The 19,009-nt window shown below is 59.9% G+C and carries 20 protein-coding genes; 8 read left to right on the forward strand and 12 right to left on the reverse strand.

What is annotated here, in order from left to right; all coding sequences use genetic code 11:
• Positions 1-42 precede the first annotated feature (42 nt).
• The 10 genes from NKH37_RS07570 to NKH37_RS07615 form a co-directional block, all read right to left on the reverse strand.
• On the reverse strand, positions 43-942 hold the full coding sequence (locus tag NKH37_RS07570; RefSeq protein WP_352548604.1) for a carbohydrate ABC transporter permease: 900 nt from the start codon (positions 940-942) through the stop codon (positions 43-45).
• Complete coding sequence (locus NKH37_RS07575) at positions 942-1,853, reverse strand: carbohydrate ABC transporter permease (RefSeq protein ID WP_353040890.1); 912 nt, start codon at positions 1,851-1,853, stop codon at positions 942-944. Before NKH37_RS07575 ends, NKH37_RS07570 begins: the two co-directional genes overlap by 1 nt.
• A 782-nt stretch (positions 1,854-2,635) precedes the next feature.
• Complete coding sequence (locus NKH37_RS07580; protein ID WP_352484293.1) at positions 2,636-3,328, reverse strand: amino acid ABC transporter permease; 693 nt, start codon at positions 3,326-3,328, stop codon at positions 2,636-2,638.
• A gap of 19 nt (positions 3,329-3,347) precedes the next feature.
• On the reverse strand, positions 3,348-4,064 hold the full coding sequence (locus tag NKH37_RS07585) for an amino acid ABC transporter permease (protein WP_031194989.1): 717 nt from the start codon (positions 4,062-4,064) through the stop codon (positions 3,348-3,350).
• 69 nt (positions 4,065-4,133) lie between these two features.
• Positions 4,134-4,961, reverse strand: a complete 828-nt coding sequence (locus NKH37_RS07590; protein WP_352484295.1) for a transporter substrate-binding domain-containing protein — start codon at positions 4,959-4,961, stop codon at positions 4,134-4,136.
• Positions 4,962-4,985: 24 nt separating this feature from the next.
• Entirely contained in the window at positions 4,986-5,726 is a 741-nt protein-coding gene (locus tag NKH37_RS07595; protein WP_031212966.1) for an amino acid ABC transporter ATP-binding protein, read from the reverse strand.
• Between the two features lie 55 nt (positions 5,727-5,781).
• Positions 5,782-6,345 carry a peroxidase-related enzyme gene (locus NKH37_RS07600; RefSeq protein ID WP_352817334.1) on the reverse strand — a complete coding sequence of 188 codons (564 nt, stop codon included), beginning with the start codon at positions 6,343-6,345 and terminating at the stop codon, positions 5,782-5,784.
• The gene (locus NKH37_RS07605; RefSeq protein WP_352848472.1) at positions 6,342-6,824 is read right to left on the reverse strand and encodes a CMD domain-containing protein; all 483 of its coding nucleotides are present in this window, start codon (positions 6,822-6,824) and stop codon (positions 6,342-6,344) included. Before NKH37_RS07605 ends, NKH37_RS07600 begins: the two co-directional genes overlap by 4 nt.
• Positions 6,821-8,290 (reverse strand): NAD(P)-binding domain-containing protein, encoded by a 1,470-nt coding sequence (locus tag NKH37_RS07610; RefSeq protein WP_352895597.1) that lies wholly within the window; start codon positions 8,288-8,290, stop codon positions 6,821-6,823. The genes NKH37_RS07605 and NKH37_RS07610 overlap by 4 nt, the downstream gene beginning before the upstream one ends.
• Entirely contained in the window at positions 8,287-9,270 is a 984-nt protein-coding gene (locus NKH37_RS07615) for a LysR family transcriptional regulator (protein WP_352484297.1), read from the reverse strand. Before NKH37_RS07615 ends, NKH37_RS07610 begins: the two co-directional genes overlap by 4 nt.
• 230 nt (positions 9,271-9,500) lie before the next feature.
• On the opposite strand from NKH37_RS07615, the gene NKH37_RS07620 reads away from it, so the two are divergent.
• The 6 genes from NKH37_RS07620 (at position 9,501) to NKH37_RS07645 (ending at position 15,742) form a co-directional block, all read left to right on the forward strand.
• Entirely contained in the window at positions 9,501-10,571 is a 1,071-nt protein-coding gene (locus NKH37_RS07620; RefSeq protein ID WP_352817326.1) for an NAD/NADP octopine/nopaline dehydrogenase family protein, read from the forward strand.
• A gap of 802 nt (positions 10,572-11,373) precedes the next feature.
• On the forward strand, positions 11,374-13,041 hold the full coding sequence (locus NKH37_RS07625; RefSeq protein WP_353040892.1) for a LuxR C-terminal-related transcriptional regulator: 1,668 nt from the start codon (positions 11,374-11,376) through the stop codon (positions 13,039-13,041).
• A gap of 207 nt (positions 13,042-13,248) precedes the next feature.
• A complete protein-coding gene (locus NKH37_RS07630; RefSeq protein ID WP_352848479.1) occupies positions 13,249-13,929 on the forward strand; it encodes a hypothetical protein in 681 nt (226 codons plus the stop codon).
• 50 nt (positions 13,930-13,979) lie between these two features.
• Entirely contained in the window at positions 13,980-14,447 is a 468-nt protein-coding gene (locus tag NKH37_RS07635) for an alpha/beta fold hydrolase (protein WP_353040894.1), read from the forward strand.
• 141 nt (positions 14,448-14,588) lie between these two features.
• Complete coding sequence (locus NKH37_RS07640; protein ID WP_353040956.1) at positions 14,589-14,873, forward strand: alpha/beta fold hydrolase; 285 nt, start codon at positions 14,589-14,591, stop codon at positions 14,871-14,873.
• A 2-nt stretch (positions 14,874-14,875) separates the two neighbouring features.
• On the forward strand, positions 14,876-15,742 hold the full coding sequence (locus tag NKH37_RS07645) for a class I SAM-dependent methyltransferase (protein ID WP_353040952.1): 867 nt from the start codon (positions 14,876-14,878) through the stop codon (positions 15,740-15,742).
• A 201-nt stretch (positions 15,743-15,943) separates the two neighbouring features.
• Here NKH37_RS07645 and NKH37_RS07650 read toward each other — a convergent pair whose 3' ends face one another.
• Positions 15,944-16,990: an NAD(P)-dependent alcohol dehydrogenase gene (locus NKH37_RS07650; protein WP_353040896.1), complete on the reverse strand. Its 1,047-nt coding sequence runs from the start codon at positions 16,988-16,990 to the stop codon at positions 15,944-15,946.
• Positions 16,991-17,718: 728 nt separating this feature from the next.
• Between NKH37_RS07650 and NKH37_RS07655 the strand changes: the two genes are divergently transcribed.
• Both NKH37_RS07655 and NKH37_RS07660 read left to right on the forward strand, forming a co-directional pair.
• Positions 17,719-18,138, forward strand: a complete 420-nt coding sequence (locus tag NKH37_RS07655; RefSeq protein WP_353040898.1) for a hypothetical protein — start codon at positions 17,719-17,721, stop codon at positions 18,136-18,138.
• A gap of 1 nt (position 18,139) precedes the next feature.
• Positions 18,140-18,706: a type II toxin-antitoxin system VapC family toxin gene (locus NKH37_RS07660; protein ID WP_352496462.1), complete on the forward strand. Its 567-nt coding sequence runs from the start codon at positions 18,140-18,142 to the stop codon at positions 18,704-18,706.
• A gap of 3 nt (positions 18,707-18,709) precedes the next feature.
• Here NKH37_RS07660 and NKH37_RS07665 read toward each other — a convergent pair whose 3' ends face one another.
• Positions 18,710-18,973 (reverse strand): hypothetical protein, encoded by a 264-nt coding sequence (locus NKH37_RS07665; protein ID WP_353040900.1) that lies wholly within the window; start codon positions 18,971-18,973, stop codon positions 18,710-18,712.
• Positions 18,974-19,009 lie beyond the last annotated feature (36 nt).

The following is a 19,009-nucleotide window of genomic DNA, read 5'->3' on the forward strand; positions in this document are numbered from 1 at the left end:
TTCCTCCGTTGCGGTTTTGTCGTCGTTGTTCTCGTCTGCGCCTCACTCCTTCAGAGATCCGAGGGTGAGGCCGCGGACCAGATGCCGTTGAACCAGCAGGATAAAGATGAAGCTGGGTATGATCGCGGACGTGCCGAGCGCTGTGATGTAGCCCCACTCGGTCGCGGTCGAGGTGACAAAGGTCGAGATCTTCACCGGCACAGTGCGGATCGACGTTGTCAGGAACAGTGAGAGCAGGAACTCGGTCCACGAAAAGATGAAACACAGCACGGCCGTCGCAGCGATGCCGCCCTTGACCATGGGAAGGACCACGCGTCGGAACGTCTGCCAGCGCGTCGCGCCGTCAATCAGCGCCGCTTCATCAACCTCGCGCGGAACATCGTCGAAGAACGACTTCAAAAGCAAAACCGCCAGCGGCAGGTTGATCAAACTGTGAACAAGGATGAGCCCCGTATAGGTATCGCGCAAGCCGAGATCCCGGAACATGAAAACGATCGGAATGACGATCGCGATTGGCGGCATGAAGCGCTGCGAGAGAATCCAGAACAGGAAGGACTGCTGTCCACTGAACTGCATTCGTGACAGGCAATAGGCGGCCAGAGTGGCCAGCAGCAGCGTCAGCGCCGTCGATCCAACGGCTATGATGGCGCTGTCGAGCAACGACTGGCGGGAATCGTAGGAGCTGGCGCCACCCTTGATCACCCCGGCCGCCTCGCCGCCCTGTTCCATGCCGATGTCGACGCGCGAAACGCCAAGCAACGTCACACGGTAATTGTCCGGCGTCGGCGTGAAATCGACGTAGACCGGTCCGCTGCGGTCGAAGATCGCCGAATAGGGTTTGATGGACGACAGCGCCCACCACGCGATCGGGAACATGAAGATCGCCACCACAAGGACGGCGAGCACGTCACGGGCGATGGTTTGGGCGCGCGACGACTCCATCAGAACCTCACCTTGAACAGCCTGACGAACAGGTTCGACACGACGATCAAGACGACGAGCACGATCAGCGACAGGGTCGCGGCGTAGGGAAAGTCTCCGGTGAAATAGATACGGCCAGCGTAGAATGAAAGCGTCTCGGTGGCCGTGCCAGGCCCGCCGGCGGTGATGATGTAGACGTAGTCGTAGATGCGAAAGAGATCGACGCCGCGGATCAGCACCGCGACCGCTATCACCTTGCGCAGCATCGGCAATGTGAGCCGCAAGAACGTCTGGATGCCGCTGGCGCCGTCGATCGCCGCGGCTTCGAAAGGTTCCTTCGGCAGCGCCCTGAGCCCTGCCAGGATGATGAGCACCATGAACGGCGTCCATTGCCATATGTCTGCCAGCAGGATCGCCGCCAATGCGGTTCCGGGCTGCGTCAGGATCGGCTGCGCCGGCGAGATCAGGTCGACGGCATAGAGGTAGAACGACAGGACGCCGAAAGAGCCGTCCTGCATCAGCAGGAACATCATTCCGGTCACCGCAGGCGGCACCACCAGCGGCAGTGTCATCAGCGCCCGCAGCACCCCGTAACCTTTGCGATCGGTGTCAAGCAGAAGCGCGATGAGGATGCCGAGCGCAAGCTGAACTGCAAGCGCGACGAAGGTGTAGATCAGCGTGGTTTCCAGCGAATGCCACATACGCGCGTCCGAGAATGCGCGCGTCCATTGGTGGAGCCCGGCAAAGTCGAGCTGCCGGGAAACGACATTGCGTTTGTGAAACGACAGCCAGACTGAATAGGCGAGGGGATAGGTGCCGAAAACGAGAAGCATCACCGTGATCGGCGCGAGCCAGGGGAAAGGATGCTCGGCCGTCATGAACCGGGGTAGCGCCCACCTGGAGGTCGGCCGCGTGAGGGCTGCGCTGCTCACGCGCAAGTCTCCGCTCGGTGACCGAGATGCATCGGCCTTCTCCCTATCGGCCAGATTGTGCCAACTTGAACTTTTGTAAGTTTGTTGTGCCTTTTGTTAAGAACGTGTCGGACGACCGCCAATTTGTCAAGTGTCGGTTCCATCAGCGCTCAAGGGATTTGCTCGCGGTCCCACGGGACGCCGTCATCGCCGGATATGGAGTTCCGTTTGTAGGGAACGCCGCTGGCAATGCCGTGTATCAGCATCAAAAGCGCGAGGGCCGCCGCCAACTTGGCGGCCCAAGAAGCTACGGAACGCGTCCAGGAGATTGGGAGGACACGCCGGGGCTTTTTGGACTCCCTCCGGGCCCGTCATTGTCGCTATTTATCAATGGTTTAGCGCTATATTTTGGCTCAGTTAGCCAAGTCATAGCTGGCGAACCTTCGAGTAGCGCATTGATATTGTTGATTTATGGTGGGCTTCCGAGGACCGCCGGTCGATTTGCTGCGCAAATGGGAGACATAAACGGAATCGAACGCGCGTTTCAGTTGAGGAGAAGCTGATCTTCCTACGGGTTGCCGCTATCGTCGGTACATGCGCAACGTTGCGTCGGGGCGATCAGTGGCTCCAGTCGGCATGAAGCCAGCCAGCAGCGCAAACAATGCGGTCAATCAAATCGCACCAAAATCATCTGTACATACATCGGCTACTCGGGTTTCTCCTCAAGCTTTTCATCTCCGAAAGAATTGTCTCCCAGGTGCGGCTCGATATCCGAAGCTTGGCGATTCTATCCCGCATCCTTATCACGTCCGCACCCTCAGCGCCTGCTCCAGCCTGTCGGCAATCTGGGTGACGATATAGGCAATCACCATGTAGATCACGACGGCAATCACGAAGGCTTCTAGGTAGTAGTAGTTCAGCGCGGCGGTCAATTGGGACTGGGCGAAGATATCGACAACCTCGATGGCGAACCCGAGGGAAAGCGCCTTCATGATGACCATCATCGAGGTTGTCAGGTCGGGAATTGCGGTGAGGGCCACCTGGGGAAATAGGATCCGTCGGAACAGTTGGCCGCTTGTATAGCCGAGCGAATGGGCGGCGTCCGACTGACCGGTGTCGAAGGCGTTCAGGGCTCCTTTGATGATTTCCGCTTGGAACGCCGCAACGCAGCCGGTGACTGCAATGACAAGGATTACCCAGTTGGGCGTTTCGTGGGCGTTGAAGTTGATCGCGAGCAACGAGAGCAGGAACTGGAATGCCGGGGGCAGACCGAAATAGGCGAGGAAAATCACGATCACCATCGGAACGCCTTTGAAGACGACCTTATAGGCCATGATGAGCTGTCGCAGCACGGGGATCCGCCTATGTTCGACGAGCGCAAAAAGGCTGCCGACGATCGTGGACAGGATGAAAATCGTGAAAGCCATGCCGAGCGTCACGGGTACGGCGCCCAGAATTTCCTGCGAGTCCTGGAGCAGAATATCGGTATCAAACATGGTCGGATTACCCCTTACGTCACACGCTCGCGACGGCCGCGTTCTTGATCTGAGCTGTTGTCGTCGCCTCTGGCGCTTGCATTGGCGAGCGAAGCTCGAAGAAGCGCACGATGAGCCACGCGACGAGGCACATCAGCGAATAGATAACCGCCAGCACGAGGTACGTTTCGAACTGGTACTGGTTATAGTCGCGCTCCATGATCAAGTGCGCGGTCGCCATCACATCCGCTGCCCCGATGTACATGACCAGCGCAACGTTATGGATCAGGTAGATGATGGCGTTTCCATAGCCCGGCAATGCGAAGTGCACCGCTTGCGGGCCGACTACGCGGGTGATCTTCTGTCGGAAGGTATATCCCAGACTGTCGGCCGCATCATGCTGGCCGCGATCGACGGCCAGGTATGCAGGTCGCATGACTTCCGACAGATACCCTCCATGATAGAGGCTCAGCCCCACCATCGCAGCGATCGTTGCAGAAATAAAATCCTCGGCGCCGAACAGGATCACCAACAAGGGCAGCCCGTAGAACGCGACGAATAACTGCAGGACGACGGGAACACTCCGGGCATAGGACACGTAGAGGTCAGTCAGGTGACTGATCACCGGTATCCTCTGAACTCGGAGTGTTGTCGCGACGAGAGCCAAGCAAAAGCCGACGACCATGGCCGTAACGGTGATGGCGAGAGTCAGCGGCAACGCCGAGAGCAACTCGGGAATCATAGCAGAAACATCCACTTTGAAACGCTCCTTCTTGCAATTCAGCCTTACCGCTGGCTATCGCTACATGGTTGGGAAAAGGTCCTGTTACTTCATGTATTTGACGATGTCCTCGCCGAACCATTTCTGCGAGAGCTTTTCGATCGTGCCATCGTCTTTTAATTCCTTGAGAACCTTGTTCACATCGTCGGCTAAAACCTTGTTTTCGTCCGACCTATGAATCAGCATGTAGGTGTTGTTGCTGAAGACCGGATCGGACGCCACGATATCGAGCTTCTTTTCCTCGATGACGGTCTGCTCACCGAGATTCGAAGGCAGAACAAGCGCGTCGAATTTGCCGTTCTGAACTTCGTCCAGTCGGTTGGGATAGGGAATACCGGCGCTCGATGCCGTAACATCAAGCTTGTATTGTGGATTTTCTTTTTGCCAGTTCATGATGAACTTGTAGGTGCCGCCGCCGGCCGTGGTCGGAACGATCCTCTTGCCGACCAGGTCCTTCATTTCCTTGATGCCGCTGCCTTTTTTGCTGTAGATCTTCATCAGGCTGGCGCCCATGGGGTTTTCCGGAATGAAGAACTGCTTGGCGCGCTCAGGGGATTTGTAGTAGCCACCGACGGCGATGTCGTACTTGCCCGTGGCGAGGCCGGTTTCCTGCGCGATATCCGAAACACCTTCCATTTCGAACTTATACTGCGGCAGCTTTGCGTTGATCGCTCTCAGAAGATCGGGTTCATAGCCTTGCGGCTCTACGCCGATCGCGCCCCATGCCAGCGGCTTGGATTCGGCAGACGTCGCGATCTTGATCGTGCGAACGGTCTGACCATTGCTGATCCCCGCGGTTGCAAGAGCAATTGCGATGCCGCCGGCAACAGCCAGGGCAGCGCGACGGGAAAAACTGGATGTGATTGCAGACATTTCTTAGGTTCCCTTCTTGTTGAGCTATTGAAAAGCGAGTTCTGACTGCAGGAATTGAGCAAGTCGTGGGCTGGATGGTGCATCGAAGATCTCAGCTGGACTGCCATCGGCGGCAACCACGCCACGATCCATGAAGACGATCCGGTTCGAGATGTTCTTTGCGAATTGCATCTCGTGGGTCACAAGCAGCGAAGTGATCCCTGACGACGTGACATCCTTGATCACCTTCAGAACTTCACCGACGAGTTCAGGATCCAGCGATGACGTAGGCTCATCGAAGAGCATCACGTTGGGACGAACCGCCAGCGCACGCGCGATGCCGGTGCGCTGGAGCTGGCCGCCCGACAGCTGGGACGGATAGCTGTCCCGCTTCGCTGAGAGACCGACCCGGTCAAGCTCTCGCAGCGCGATTTCACGCGCCTCGTCCGTTGACTTGCGCTGCACGACGACCAGCGGATCCATCACGTTCTGGAGGACGGTCATGTTCTTGAAGACATTGAACTGCTGAAAGACCATCGCTGTGCGAAGCCGGATCGCCTGGACAGCGGTCTTGTCGGCGCGCTGGTAGTCCATCCGAATCTGGTCGAACGCGATGGTTCCTGACGACGGCTTGGCCAGGTAGTTGATGCATTTCAGCAGCGTGGTCTTGCCGGTGCCGCTGGGGCCGATGATCGACACCACGTCACCCCGCTTTACCGAGAGATTGACGCCGTTCAGGACCTGCGTGCTTCCGTAAGACAGCTTTACATCTTTGAGTTCAAGCATTTCTGGTTGGTCCTTCAGAGTGGGGGACGGACTGCTTTGACCGTATGCGGCGTCATCATCCGCTCTCCGCGTGGCCGAGAACGTGCATCAGCCTGTTTGCCCAGCCGAAGATCGCTATGGCGTGGACAAGGTCGATGATCTCGGCATCATTCATGCCGACGGCACGCAGCGAGGCGATGTCGTCTACCGTTGCTTCCGACGGCGCCGCCGACAGACGGCGGGCAAAGCTGTAGATTGCCGCATCGCGCGGCCCGAGCGCCTCGGGTTTGTCGAGATAAAGCGCGGTGACCACATCATCGCTCTTGGTCAGCTCTGCATGGCGGCGGGCGTGAACAACGGCGCAGAATTTGCAGCCATTGACGATCGAGGCACCCAATGCGCCAAGTTCGCGGTCGGGACGGGCAAGCCCGCCTTCGACATACATGATCGCGTTGAACAAGACGGTGCGGGCAAGATAGCTCTCGGGATCATGCACAAGGGTGCGCACATACTCCGAAACTTTCTTGGCCGATGGCGTGACCTTCATCGCTTCGAGCTGTTCCGGCGTGGCCTCGGAGAGCTCGACCGGTGCGATGTGGGGATGCCAATTGAGCGGCTTCAGGCGAACAGAGGAAATCATGCCAACCTCAACAATCGCAGACCGGTCGCCACTCGGGTCTGAAAATTGACGAACGCAATCAGTTCGGAGAGTGCGACGATCTGAGGATTGTTCAGTCCGGCCGCAGCGAGGAGGGCGATGTGGCTCGCCTCCGCCTTTTTCGGCATCAGCGTGATCAGGTCGACGTGACGGGCGATGGTCGCCAATGGCTCATCGAGATCCGTTTCGCCCCGAGCCAATGCCCTGAGCTGCTCTGTCGGACCAAGTTGGGCCAGTTGCACATCATATTCGGCCATCAGGACGGGATCGGCATTCAGAGCGGCCATGCGACGGGCCAGAGCAACCCTCAAATTCGACGCCAGCCCCTGATCGTTTGCCGGCTGCAGGACGGAGAGGCGACATTCCTCCGCCCCTTGCACAAATTCGGGCCGAAACCGCCGCGCAGCGAAAAGTGCATCGTTCGGCGAAATACCGGCGGCCTTGTCCATTGCGTCGATCACAGCGCGGCCTCCTTATGCAGCAAGGGTGTTGAATCGACCCATTCGTCGCCCAGAAGCTCGGGCGTGTCGTAGGCGATCAGATTGGCGAAGTGGGTTTCGACATCTTCGGCAAACAGCGACGCGGCAATGCCGCGGACCAGACGGTCGGCACCGGCACTGACGGCCGGGATATCGCCGGAGACCTTGCCGTGGGTCAGCATGGCGGCGTCGTTGAAGCAGTGGATATGTGCTAGCATCGGGCAGGAGCCGGGAACGTGTTCGCGAAATTCGAAGGCGGGACCGAGATCTGGCGCCTCCGACATGCCTGTACGAGCCGGCCCCATATCCGGTGTATATCGGCCATCCGACCAGGTGCGGATGTGTGGGGCGAGTGCTGCAAATTCCGGGCGGTCGCTGAAATCGTTTGAAAAGCCGGTTGCCGCGATCATGAAATCGTAGCGCATCGGCCCTTGTGTGGTTTCGACCAGAAGGCCTTCGGCATCTTCCTTTACCGCGACTATGCCGCAGTCGAGAAAGAACCGGGCATTCGCACGACGAGACACCCGAAGCGTCGATGAACGCGGCGGCGGTGTTTGGGTCGAGGCGGTATAGTCGAAGAATTTCCACTTCCAGGCATCGGGCAGGTGATAAATGCCATGTACAACGCCCTGGCTGCCTATGCCGGTCAGCTTGTTGATGCGCGGCATTTCCTTGCGCCGGATCAACATGTCGACCGAGCCGGCTCCGGCCTCGAGCGCCGTCGCGGCATTGTCCATCGAAGAGGCACCGGCGCCGATAACCGCCACACGCTTACCTTTCAGTGCGTCGAAATCGATGTCGTCGGCAGAATGGGCCCAATAGGCGCGATGGATGCCCCTGAGGAAATCGGGCACGGCAAAACCGCCGAGACCGGACCGACCGGTGGCCAGAACGAGGCGACGGGTGAGAACCCGGCCGGCTTCCGCGCCCTCGATATCGATTGCAATCAGATCACCAACGGCTGCGACGCCGGTCATGCGCACGCTGTTGCGCACCGGCAGACCAAGAACCTTCCGGTACCAGACCAGGTAGTCCATCCACTGGCCCTTGGGGATTTTGTCCAGCGACTGCCAGGCCTCAGGTCCCCATTGTGCCGTAAACCAGGCGCGGAACGTGAGCTGCGGCAGCCCGAGCGACGGACCGTGGAGGGTTTTCGGCGAGCGCAGCGTCTGCATACGCGCAAAAGTTACCCATGGTCCTTCGAGCCCGGCCGGAGCCGCATCGTAGGCAACGACATTGGTTATCCCGGTCAGCACAAGCTTTGCCGTAGCAGCAAGTCCGCACATGCCGGCGCCAATGACAACGACGTCACGGACCGGGGCGCTATCGTGCGTGCGCTTGGGGACCCAAGGCTTGGCGGGCAGCTCGAGAAAGTCGAGATCCTGCGCGAGCTGGGCTTCCAGCGCGGCAAGGCCGCTCGATGCTGCCGGGGTGGGAATATGCTTCATATTCCCGTCCCGTTATTTGTGCCCGAGGCGGGATCGGTGACCAATTGGCCGGCCAAAGCTGGATCGAGTTTCCTGAAACCGGCGATCGACCGTTCAGCCACCGCTTCGACCGCATCCATCAGCGCCTGCGCAACTGGACGAAGGGGACGGTTTGCGGCAGCCACAACACCCCAATAAAAGAGAACGGTTACGTCGAGAGGGCGAATGACGACACCGGGCAGGGGCACGCCGTATGCCGTGAGGGGATCGATGACAGCCGCGACCCCAGTCTGACGCACGATCTGCAACGCGCCATAGGCAGTATTGGTCCGGATCACTGGGCCGGTGTCGATGCCGCGAGCCGCCAGCGCTTTGGCGACGTGCAACTGAAAACGCAGTGGATTGAGCAGCGTGGCGACGCGGCGGCCGGCAAAACCCGAAAGCGGCACGACATCAAGTTCAGCCAGCGGATCGTCCTCCCGCACGGCAGCGACGTCAGGCGCCGAGTACAGCCGTAGAACATCCAGACCGGGCGTATCGAGCGGCAGGCTTGAAAACCCGATCTCGGCGCGTCCGCTGCGCACCTCCTGGGCTACGATCGAAGGAAGAAATTGCCCGAGATGCGTCTCGTGTGGAAGCTCGGCACCTTGGAGCTCGGCCAGGGCCGTCGGGATCAAGCCGGTCCCGATCGCAGATGTTGTGACAATCTGCAGGATCCGTCCCCTGCCGGCGGCGATCATTTTGGCTCGCGCTGCGAGTTCGGTGAAGGACATCAGCAGGCGCCGCGCTTCCTCTTCAAAGGCGACTCCCTCTTCAGACAACTGCACCCGTCGGCCGATCCGGTGCAGCAATTCGAAGCCAAGCTCGGCCTCGAGATCCTGAATCGTGCGTGTCACCGCAGGTTGGGAGCGCCCGAGCATGTCAGCCGCCTTGGTGATGCTGCCGCTGGCGGCAACCGCAAGAAAAGTCTGAAGGTCCCGGGTTTCCATGGTCTCCTTCATGCGCAATCCGTATGATTGACATCGTCTCATTCGTTTTTGATATATGTCAAGCGGAAACTAATGTTCGTTGCGGCTTTGTGCATTTGGCCGGCTTCAGAGCCGGAATCCCTGGCGGAGGCGGACGAGGACGGCAGACGCGACTCCGGCTTGCGGAACCTCCTGATGAAAACTTTCATGTGTGACGACGGCAAGGATTCTCGAACCACAAAGCCAGCAACAGGAGGAATATTATGCGCGTGAGTATTCTGGGCGCCGGAGCAATTGCTTATGGCCTTGCCGCGTATTTGGCAGGATCGGGACATTCGCCAACGCTTTGGTCACCGTCGGGACAGCGCACCAGGGCGTTGGCTGCGGGTGAATTATTGAAAGCCACAGGGGATATAGACGCCACGGTGCTGGTGCGCATTGCCAAGGATTGCACGGATGCCGTCGCCAACGCGGACGTGGTGGTGATTGCGCTTCCGGCCTACGGCCACAAGATGGTGATGGATGCCGCCGCCCCCCATCTGATTGATGGAATCCCGGTCATCATCAGTTCGCATTGTTCGTTCTCGGCGCTTTATCTCTCCAAGCGGTTGGCCGAACGCAAGGTCTCGTTGCCGATCGTCGTTTGGGGCACAACACTATTGACTGGCCGCCAGCTCGGACCAACCGAAGTCCATGTCACCACCATTCGCCAGAAGCTTGACGTGGCGACGCTGCCTTTCAGTTACCAGGATCAAGGACACGAACTTTGCACGACCTTGTTCGGCGATCGTTTCGTCCAGCGCGACGGGATGCTTGCGATCGCGCTCAGCAACCTCAACCCGCAAAACCATCTAGGTATTGCGCTTCTTAACCTGACACGCATGGAGAAGGCCGAGCAATGGAGCCAGGGGGGAAACGTCACTCCCGCCGTCGGCCGTCTTATCGAGGCTCTGGATGCCGAGCGGCTGGCCATCGCGGCCCATTTCAGCATCGCCGTTCGCACCGTCAGAGAGCATTTTTCACTGTCGTTCCATGTTCCGATGGGAACCGTTTCGGAGATGAACCAGGAGATGGAGCGCCAAGGCCGTGGCGGCTTTGGCCCGACAACCATCGAAAGCCGCTATATTCTAGAGGATGTTCCGTTCGGACTGCTGCCGACCGTACTACTGGGGAAGCTAACGGGGAAACCGGCGATACTCCACGAGTCCGGAGTTTCGATATTATCGGCAGCTTGTGGTCGCGATCTCAAGGCAGATAATGATATTCTTCCTGCGGTCGGCATCGAGGGAATGGCAAAAGCCGATCTTGAAAACCTTTGCCGTAAGGGATTCTAACAACTCTTCACAATGGAAACAGTGGAAGTCAGCATAGCCAATATACCCGATAAGCCGGCAATGCGCCGGCGAGCAGGACATGGTTTCGGCATTCCTTGAAACGTTTCGTCCGCGCCTCTGACACTGAGCCGCCGGACTTAGGCCTCTCTCCATTGTTGTTGAGCCGGTCCTCATTCGGAGTTGTCGTCACTAGTTTCGCCACCAAATGCGAGAACATACGAAGGATATGGTTGGGCTAACCACCCGCTAAGTAGTTGTTTTCGTTGAAAAGACCACGTCGCTCCGGGCCCACCATTGTCGTTATTTATCAACGTGTTAGAGGTTATTTGTGCCCTCGGTTAGCCAAGTCCAAGATGGCGAACCTGCACGCATCGCTTTTGATTTCATTGACTTGTTGTGGGCTACTGACAATCGGAAGAGGCGGGTGAGGAGATGGTGGTCTACCACTCGTCGAGGTTTCGCAAGTAGCAGCTTTTGGTTGCGCCTAGCCTACTCCGATAACATAGCGAGCACTTGCTGCATGAGATCGCGCCAGATCACCGGCCGCAGATGGTAAGGTCAGGAGGGAGGATAAGGTCGGCCCGTTGCGCGGCAGGTCGTCGGACGGCTTGGTCGCGTCATGAGACGACATTTGCATCTTGTGCGACGAGCGTCGCGATCCGACCCGTTTGCTGTCGTCCGGAACGCTCTCATTCGGAGCGCTTAAGTGCATTCCGTTCATTCATTTTCGAGCATGCTATACTCCGCCTCGGAAAGTAGCCATTGATGGCTAGGATTTCTGTTCGTCTGCGGAGCCAATGGGATGGGCAGCTCAGATCGACAGCAATGCAACAGCGGCTCCCTGGAAGAGACGGATCAGCTCGCTCTCGGTCGTGAGGCTTACGAAGAAAGGGCGTGGGGCGACGCCTATAGGTTCCTCTCGCACGCCGATGAGACGGCTCCGCTTGCTGTGGATGATCTCGAACGGCTGGCGATGTCGGCCTATTTGACTGGGCGCGACGAGGAGTACCTGCGGGCCTTGGAGCGAACCCATCATGCATATCTCGACGCTGGCGAATACCATCGCGCCGCCCGCTGCGCCTTCTGGCTGGGCCTGCGTCTTGTCTTTCGTGGGGAGATGGCTCCGGCGACCGGCTGGTTTGGACGGGCCCATCGACTGCTCGAACGCGAGCCACATGATTGTGTCGAACAGGGTTACCTGATGCTGCCCCACGTCGAACAGAATCTTGCTGCGGGCAACCTTGAGGCAGCCTACGCTGCGGCCAGCGGCGCAGTCGAGATTGGCGAGCGCTTTGCGGACGCGGATCTCGTTGCCTGTGCGCGGCACCTGCAGGGCCGTGTTCTGTTACGTCAGCGGCGGACCACAGAAGGTTTCGCGCTTCTCGATGAGGCGATGGTTTCGGTCACGGCCGGCGAATTGTCGCCGCTGCTTACCGGCCTGATCTACTGCAGCGTGATCGAAGCGTGTCAGCAAGTCCATGCTCTGGGTCGCGCACGCGAATGGACTTCCGCTCTGGGGCGATGGTGCTCGGAACAGCCCCAGCTGATCAGTTTTAGCGGCACCTGCCTGATGCATCGCGCTGAAATTAAACGGCTCAGCGGCGCATGGCAGGACGCAATCGACGAAGCGCAGCATGCCGTGGAGCGTTTGACGCAGTCAAATAATCGAAAAGATACGGCTGGGGCGTGGTACCAGTTGGCGGAAGTACACCGCCTCCGTGGAGACTTTGAAGCGGCCGAACAGGCATATCGGAGTGCAAGCCAATATGGCTTCGAACCGCAGCCGGGCCTTGCCCTGTTGCGGTTGGCCGAAAGGCACATCGATGCGGCTGTGGCCGCAATCCGGCGCGTCATGGCCGCGACGACCGACCAAGTGAAGCGCATTCGGCTGCTGCCAGCTCACGTCGAGATCATGCTGGCGGCTGACGACATCGAGGAAGCACGGCGTGCCTGCCACGAACTGGCGAACGTTGCAGAAAGCTACGGGACCGAACCGTTGCGCGCCCTTGCCGCCCACGCGCGGGGAGCGGTGGAACTGGCAGAAGGCGAAGCGCAGGCCGCGGCGATTTGTCTGCGCCGGGCAATAGAGGAGTGGCAGCAAGTCGACGCGCCATACGAAGCAGCGCGCGTACGGGTCATCATGGGCCTGGCATGCCGCGCCCTCGGTGACGAAGACGGCGCGACACTGGAGCTGCAGGCAGCACGGACAGTATTTCAGCAGCTTGGTGCCACGCCCGACGTTTCTCGCATCGATGCTCTGCTTGACATGCGGTCGGAGGAAGCCAGCGGTCTCTCTGCCCGCGAGTTGCAAGTCCTCCGCCTGATCGCTTCTGGCAAAACCAACAAGGAAATCGCCAACGAACTGCATTTGAGCGGAAAGACAGTGGACAGGCACCAAGCAATATCTTCAACAAGCTCGACGTCCCCACTCGCACCGCCGCCACCGCTTGGGCCTACGAGCACCGCCTAGTCTGAGCGTGCCCGGCGATGGGTGGAATCACCCATGCATCGTCGGCGCCGATTGGGTAGTTCGCCCGAAGCGCCGCCTTCCCTTCCGGCCTAAGCTTGCACCTGTCGGCTATGGATGCGCGGCGCCTCGGCGCAACTCGCCTGCAGACTGCAGGACGGACTCGGTGATCGCGCTGCAAACATCCGGCCACAATGAAAGGAGGAAGCGATGTCACGTACCGATACCAGGATGCGGGTCGCGGGCGCCTGGCTTGCGATTGCTTCTGTACTCTTAGGTTTCGTCCTGGTCGGTCACGGGCCGATTCATCCCGACCTCGCCCTTCAAATGCACATCATCGCCAACAACGTCACCCTGTGGGTGGTCGTGCATTGGGCCGCCGCGGCAGCACTGTCGCTGTTCGTCGTCGCGAGCCTGATCGTGTTGACCGCGGGCTCTCGCCTGACCGAACACTGGTGGACCCTATCCGCCTGGGCGGTGGTGCCGGTCGGCGCCCTCTGGACGATGACCACCGCCGTGGCCGAGGCCACCACCGTCGCCGATGCCGCCGCCGCCAACGATATGGCGCGCTTCACGGCCTGGTGGGCGTTCGCCGAAGGCAAGGCCAACGGATTCATGTTCCTGTGTCTGGCGGTTGTCGTGATCGCCGGCAATGAGGCGCTGAGCCGGCAACAGATAACGCCGTCCTGGGCGTCACTGGTCGGAGTTGTGGCTGGGCTTGCTGCCTTTGCCGGCTGGCCGTTGGGCATGTGGTTCGGCATCTGGCTGGGCAGCCTCGTCTGGGTTGCTTCGTCTTTCGTGATGGCCCTTTGGACGTTGTGGTTCGGATTGGGGCTCGCGCGAACCGAGATCAGCGTGTCAACCGCTCGCAGCTCGCGCTCTAGCACGTGAGCAACCCAAGAGGCCAGGCGGCATGTGCAAGACGAAATCGCCCTATCAACATGAGGGAGGCCATGATGACTCACGTTGAAGACTACACCGCCACCCCGGCGGCAATTGAATCGAACCGCATATCCGGAGAAGCTGCGCGCAAGCGCCTGCTCACCGGGCTGTCGATCGCCGAACGGCGGCTCGAATTGGCCGGCATCTCGACCGTGCTACTGGACGGGGGCGCGGGATCACCGATCGTGCTGTTGCATGGCCCAGGAGAACATGCAGCAAAGTGGCTGAGAATTCTTCCGGAGCTTGTGAGAACGCATCACGTAATCGCGCCCGATCTGCCGGGCCACGGCACGTCGGGGACCGTCGAGGGTCCGATTCATCCCGATCGTGTTCTCGCGTGGCTTGGCGAACTCATCGAACGCACCTGCCCAACACCGCCCATTCTTGTCGGCCAAATTCTCGGCGCCGCAATTGCTGCTCGCTTTGCCGCCAAGCACGGTAGCCAGCTCCGCTGCTTGGTGCTGTAGGACGCGCTCGGCCTTGCGCCGTTTCAGCCGGCGCCTGAATTCGGTGCGGCCCTCGCCGCGTTCATCACGGAGCCAAGTCCGGAAAGCCATGACCGCCTCTGGCAGCAATGCGCCTTCGACCTCGACACGGTGCGTGATCATATGGGCGAGAACTGGGAGCGGCTGCGAGCCTACAATCTCGATCGCGCGCAGGCGCCGGCGTTGAAGCCGACCCAGCAAGGTCTGATGGAGCAGTTCGGATTTCCCGCAATCCCATCAGAGGAACTAGCGCGCATCAGAATCCCGACCTTCCTGATCTGGGGGCGGCACGATCTTGCCACCCCATTGCCTGTAGCGGAAGCGGCGAGCGTCCGATATGGGTGGCCGCTCCACATTATCGACGGGCCGCCGATGATCCGCCGATCGAGCAGCCTGCCGAATTTGTAAAGGTGCTGCGGGCTGCGCTTGCCGCAGCCGGATCCGCGACTCCTCAGGCGCTGCCGGACACACGTGAGGCTTGGGACCGAATTGCCTCGGGTTACGATCGGACGAATACCGAAACACAGATGTGGCTTGGCAATGAGAGTCTGGCCAGGGCAGGGCTCCGCCCAGGTATGTGCCTTCTTGACATTGCATCCGGCAGCGGCGCGCTCAGTATCCCGGCAGCTCGGATCGGTGCCGAGGTAGTCGCCGTCGACCAGTCGCCCGTCATGCTCCGCCTGCTGCGAGAGCGCGCCAGCCGCGAAAGCCTGGAAATTGACGCCCGCGTAATGGACGGGCATGCGCTTGCCTTTGTCGACGACAGCTTCGACGTGGCGGGATCTCAGTTTGGGGTCATGCTCTTTCCCGACATGCCGATGGGCATTCGGGAGATGACGCGGGTTGTCAAACCTGGAGGGCGGGTGCTGGTCATTGCCTATGGCGACCCGCATCGAATTGACTTCCTCACTTTCTTGGTTGGGGCCGTTCAATCGGTACGCCCGGAGTTTAATGGTCCGCCAATGGATCCGCCGCCACTGCCGTTTCAGCTCAGCGATCCGGAGCGGCTTGCCCGCGAACTGGCAAAGGCTGGACTGAACGGCGTCAATGTCGAGATGATCACCGAGAGCACGGCGTTCAAGTCAGGTGCTGAGCTATGGGATTGGATCGTATGGAGCAATCCGGTTGTCGAGGAAGTGCTTGGCAGCCTCGCGTTGAGCGAAGGCGAGCGCGCGGTCATTCGCCAGACGCTCGATCGCATGGTGCGCGAACGGGCCGGCGATGACGCTTCGGCCATTCTGAGAAACCCCGTCAATATTGGCATCGGGACCAAATGACCGCGCGGGCGATGGACCGGAGGATGGTGGCCGAGAAGGTGGCGCGCCCGAACAGATTCGAACTCCTGCCCCGGGGCCTGGAGGAGCGCAAGGTGCGACGAAGTCGTTTCTGGGTTTTATCCTAGGGTTCGCCGGACCATACGAGATGATACGAGACATATGGGTTGGCGAACCAGCCGCTCTGTAGAAAACAGCGTCCCCTTAATCCGGCAATCGGATCTGAAGCTTTACGTCCGCCGGCCGGGCTTCCACTGCGCGGTCGAAGGCGGTGATGGAATCTTCGAAGGGGAAGGTCGCCGAAATGAGTGGCTTCAGGTCGACCCGGCCCGACCCCATCAGCGCGATTGCCCGCTCATATTGGTGGGCATAGCGGAAAACGGTCTCGATACGGACTTCCTTGGTCGAGGCCGTGGCAATGTCGAGCGCCACAGGCGCCACGGGCAGGCCGACCACCACCGCCGCGCCACCGGGCCGCGGCAGATCGAGCAGGGTCTCCCATGCCTTGGACGAGCCCGAGCATTCGAAGACGACGTCGGCGCCCCAGCCGTCGGTCAGGCGCTTTACCTCCGCCGCCAGGCTCTTGTCGCGGATGTTGACCGGGATCACACCTTGATAGCCGCCGGCGATGTCGAGCTTGGGTTGGGCGAGATCTGCAACAATGGCGCGGGCACAGCCGCCGGCGAGCGCAGCGATCGCCACCATCGTGCCGATCGGCCCTGCGCCAATCACCACCGCCGTGTCGCCCGGCGCGATCTTTGCTTTGGCAGCCGCCTGCAACCCGACAGCGAAAGGCTCCGCCATGGCGCCTTCGGCGAAGCTGACATTATCGGGCAGTTTAAAAGTGTAGTTGGCGGGGTGAACGACATAGGGTGTCAACACGCCGTGGATCGGCGGCGTTGCCCAGAATCTGACAGCCGGGTCGATGTTGTAGAGGCCGAGCCGGCTCGCTCGCGAATTCGGGTCGGGGATGCCCGGCTCCATACAGACGCGGTCGCCGACCTTCAGATGATCGACGCCTTCGCCTGTTTCGACGACGGTGCCAGCGGCTTCGTGACCCAAGACCATCGGCGCCTCGACCACGAACGGGCCGATGCGGCCATGCGTGTAGTAATGCACGTCGGAACCGCAGATGCCCACCGTATGGATCTTGATGCGCACTTCGCCCGGGCCAACCGTCTGCGGCAAGTCGATGTCGCGCAGCTTGAGTTCGTGCTGGCGTTCAAGGACAAGGGCGCGAACGTTCGTCATCGACGTAATCTCCTCTAATGCCGATTGTTCGAGGCCTCCTCGACCTTACTTGCATTCGGCACGCTCATCATAGCCGCTTATCCGCGGCTTCAAAATCCAGTTCGGAAGGGTGTTGCTTGATTCCGACTATGCGTACCAACTTCCCGGCCAAGGGCTTTGAAGGCCGACCATGACGCTGCGGAATTAGCGTTTGGATCATCCAGCGTGCTCTGAGGTATCCAGTGATGGGTTGGCAACAGGACAGGAAGCCAGTGTTTAGAGGGCGACGTGCACGCTCGGTGCACACAAAAGTCGCCCATTTTTCGGTTCTGTTTTGGCGAAGCGGCGCAACAAGGGATGCGGTGACGCGATTTTGCGACATTGTCGCCCGGCTTTGGCCGCCCGAGCGACAGAGCGCCTGACGTTAGGCGATGTAGGTGCTGCGTCGATCATGGCTCCACCAGTTGCTGGATTGCGTGCATCGGTAGGACCAGCCGGAGGGAGTCCGGCAGCCGCACGAAGCCGTTTCCCTCATAGAGGGCAGCGGCGCGCTCGCTGAGGAACCGACTGTGGCCGCGCTCGCATAGGCGCGCCGCACGGCGTCGGCGAGAAGCATCGCATCCAGGCGTTCGCCCTGCCGGGCTTCCGAGACCGCCAGCCGTCGCCGCATTTCGGTGGCTCCTTGAAAATTGTCTCAATCATGTTATGTTGGACGAAATCGTGAAATGTCAGACATTGGAGGCTGCGTCATGGCGAAGGCAGCGAGGAAGAAACACACGGGTGGTGGCGCGGAACGGCAAGGGAGATTTGCCATTCAGAAGCGCGCCGGTATGGCCGGTATAATCGAAATGACGAGGAAGGCCGGCGAGCCACTTCCGAAGACTGGTCGGGCAACAAAGACCGGCAAGTCTGTCGCGGTCAGCAGAACCCGTGTTGAGGCCGTCATGAAGGCGGCGGAACGTTCTGGTCTGCTGGGTGAGAAGAGCACGCGGATCGGTGGTCGTATCAGTCCGGCGCTGATCGAAAAAGCCAAGAAGCAGACCGGGATCAAGACTGACACCGACTTGATCGAATTCGCCCTCGCCAATGTCGCCCTCGACGACAATTTCGGACAGACGTTCAGAAAGACGAGAGGCACCGTCGATCCGACGCTTCAGCTCGGGTTCTGAGTTGACTGACTTTGATTTTGCCAGTTCTGTCCGCTGGGCACGATTCGATCCTCAGGAAAGGCTGTCTCGCCGCAAGGACGACGACCTTCCGTTCCTCGGTGATACTGCCGAGGCGGGGCAAGAGCTGATGCTCGATACCTGTGTCTACATTGATGGTTTGCAGAGCCACGCCCCGGATGTTGTCGCCGATCTGCTCGATCTCAGACTGAGTAATCATTCGACGGTTGCCATCCAGAAACTCATGCACACCGTCGGCGTGCTGGACCCCAAGCATCCCGGTACAAAGACTGCAATCAAACAGATTGGCGCTACCGTTCGCGGCATGCACCCGCATCGTGTCTTCGCACCGGATACGGACGTGCTTGGAAAAGCTGCGCTGCTGTCCGGCATCATGTGCCGCCTTCAGGGCTACCAGAAAGATGCTCGCCTCCGCGCGCTTCAGGATTGTGTCTTGTTCCTGCAGGCGCAGAAGCTAGGGTTCACGGTACTCACAGCGAACATCAGCGACTTCGATTATCTTCTTCAGCTAATTCCGACCGGACGGGCGCTGTTTTACCGGCAAGCCTGATCGTCACGCCCGGGACACCATCATTTGCAAGCTCTGCTTAGCGTCCCGGAGCACAAGAATCCTATCAATCGGTTCCTGATCTGGGATCTTCCGTCCGGTCATTCGCGGCGTGCTGAAGCAAAGACACTCACCATCGCGCTCGCGATTGTCGACATTGCCGACGTGGCCCGACATCGACGCATCCATCATGCTGCCGAGGCCGCCGGCGATCTGCGCGTCGCCACGGTTTACTCCCTGGGAATAGGGGGACCTCTGCTTGATGCTCATAGACCGCGATCGGCGGGCTGAGGTATCGTGGCGAAA

Origin of the sequence: Mesorhizobium sp. M1217 (assembly GCF_040318275.1) — a bacterium.
Lineage (GTDB): Bacteria > Pseudomonadota > Alphaproteobacteria > Rhizobiales > Rhizobiaceae > Mesorhizobium.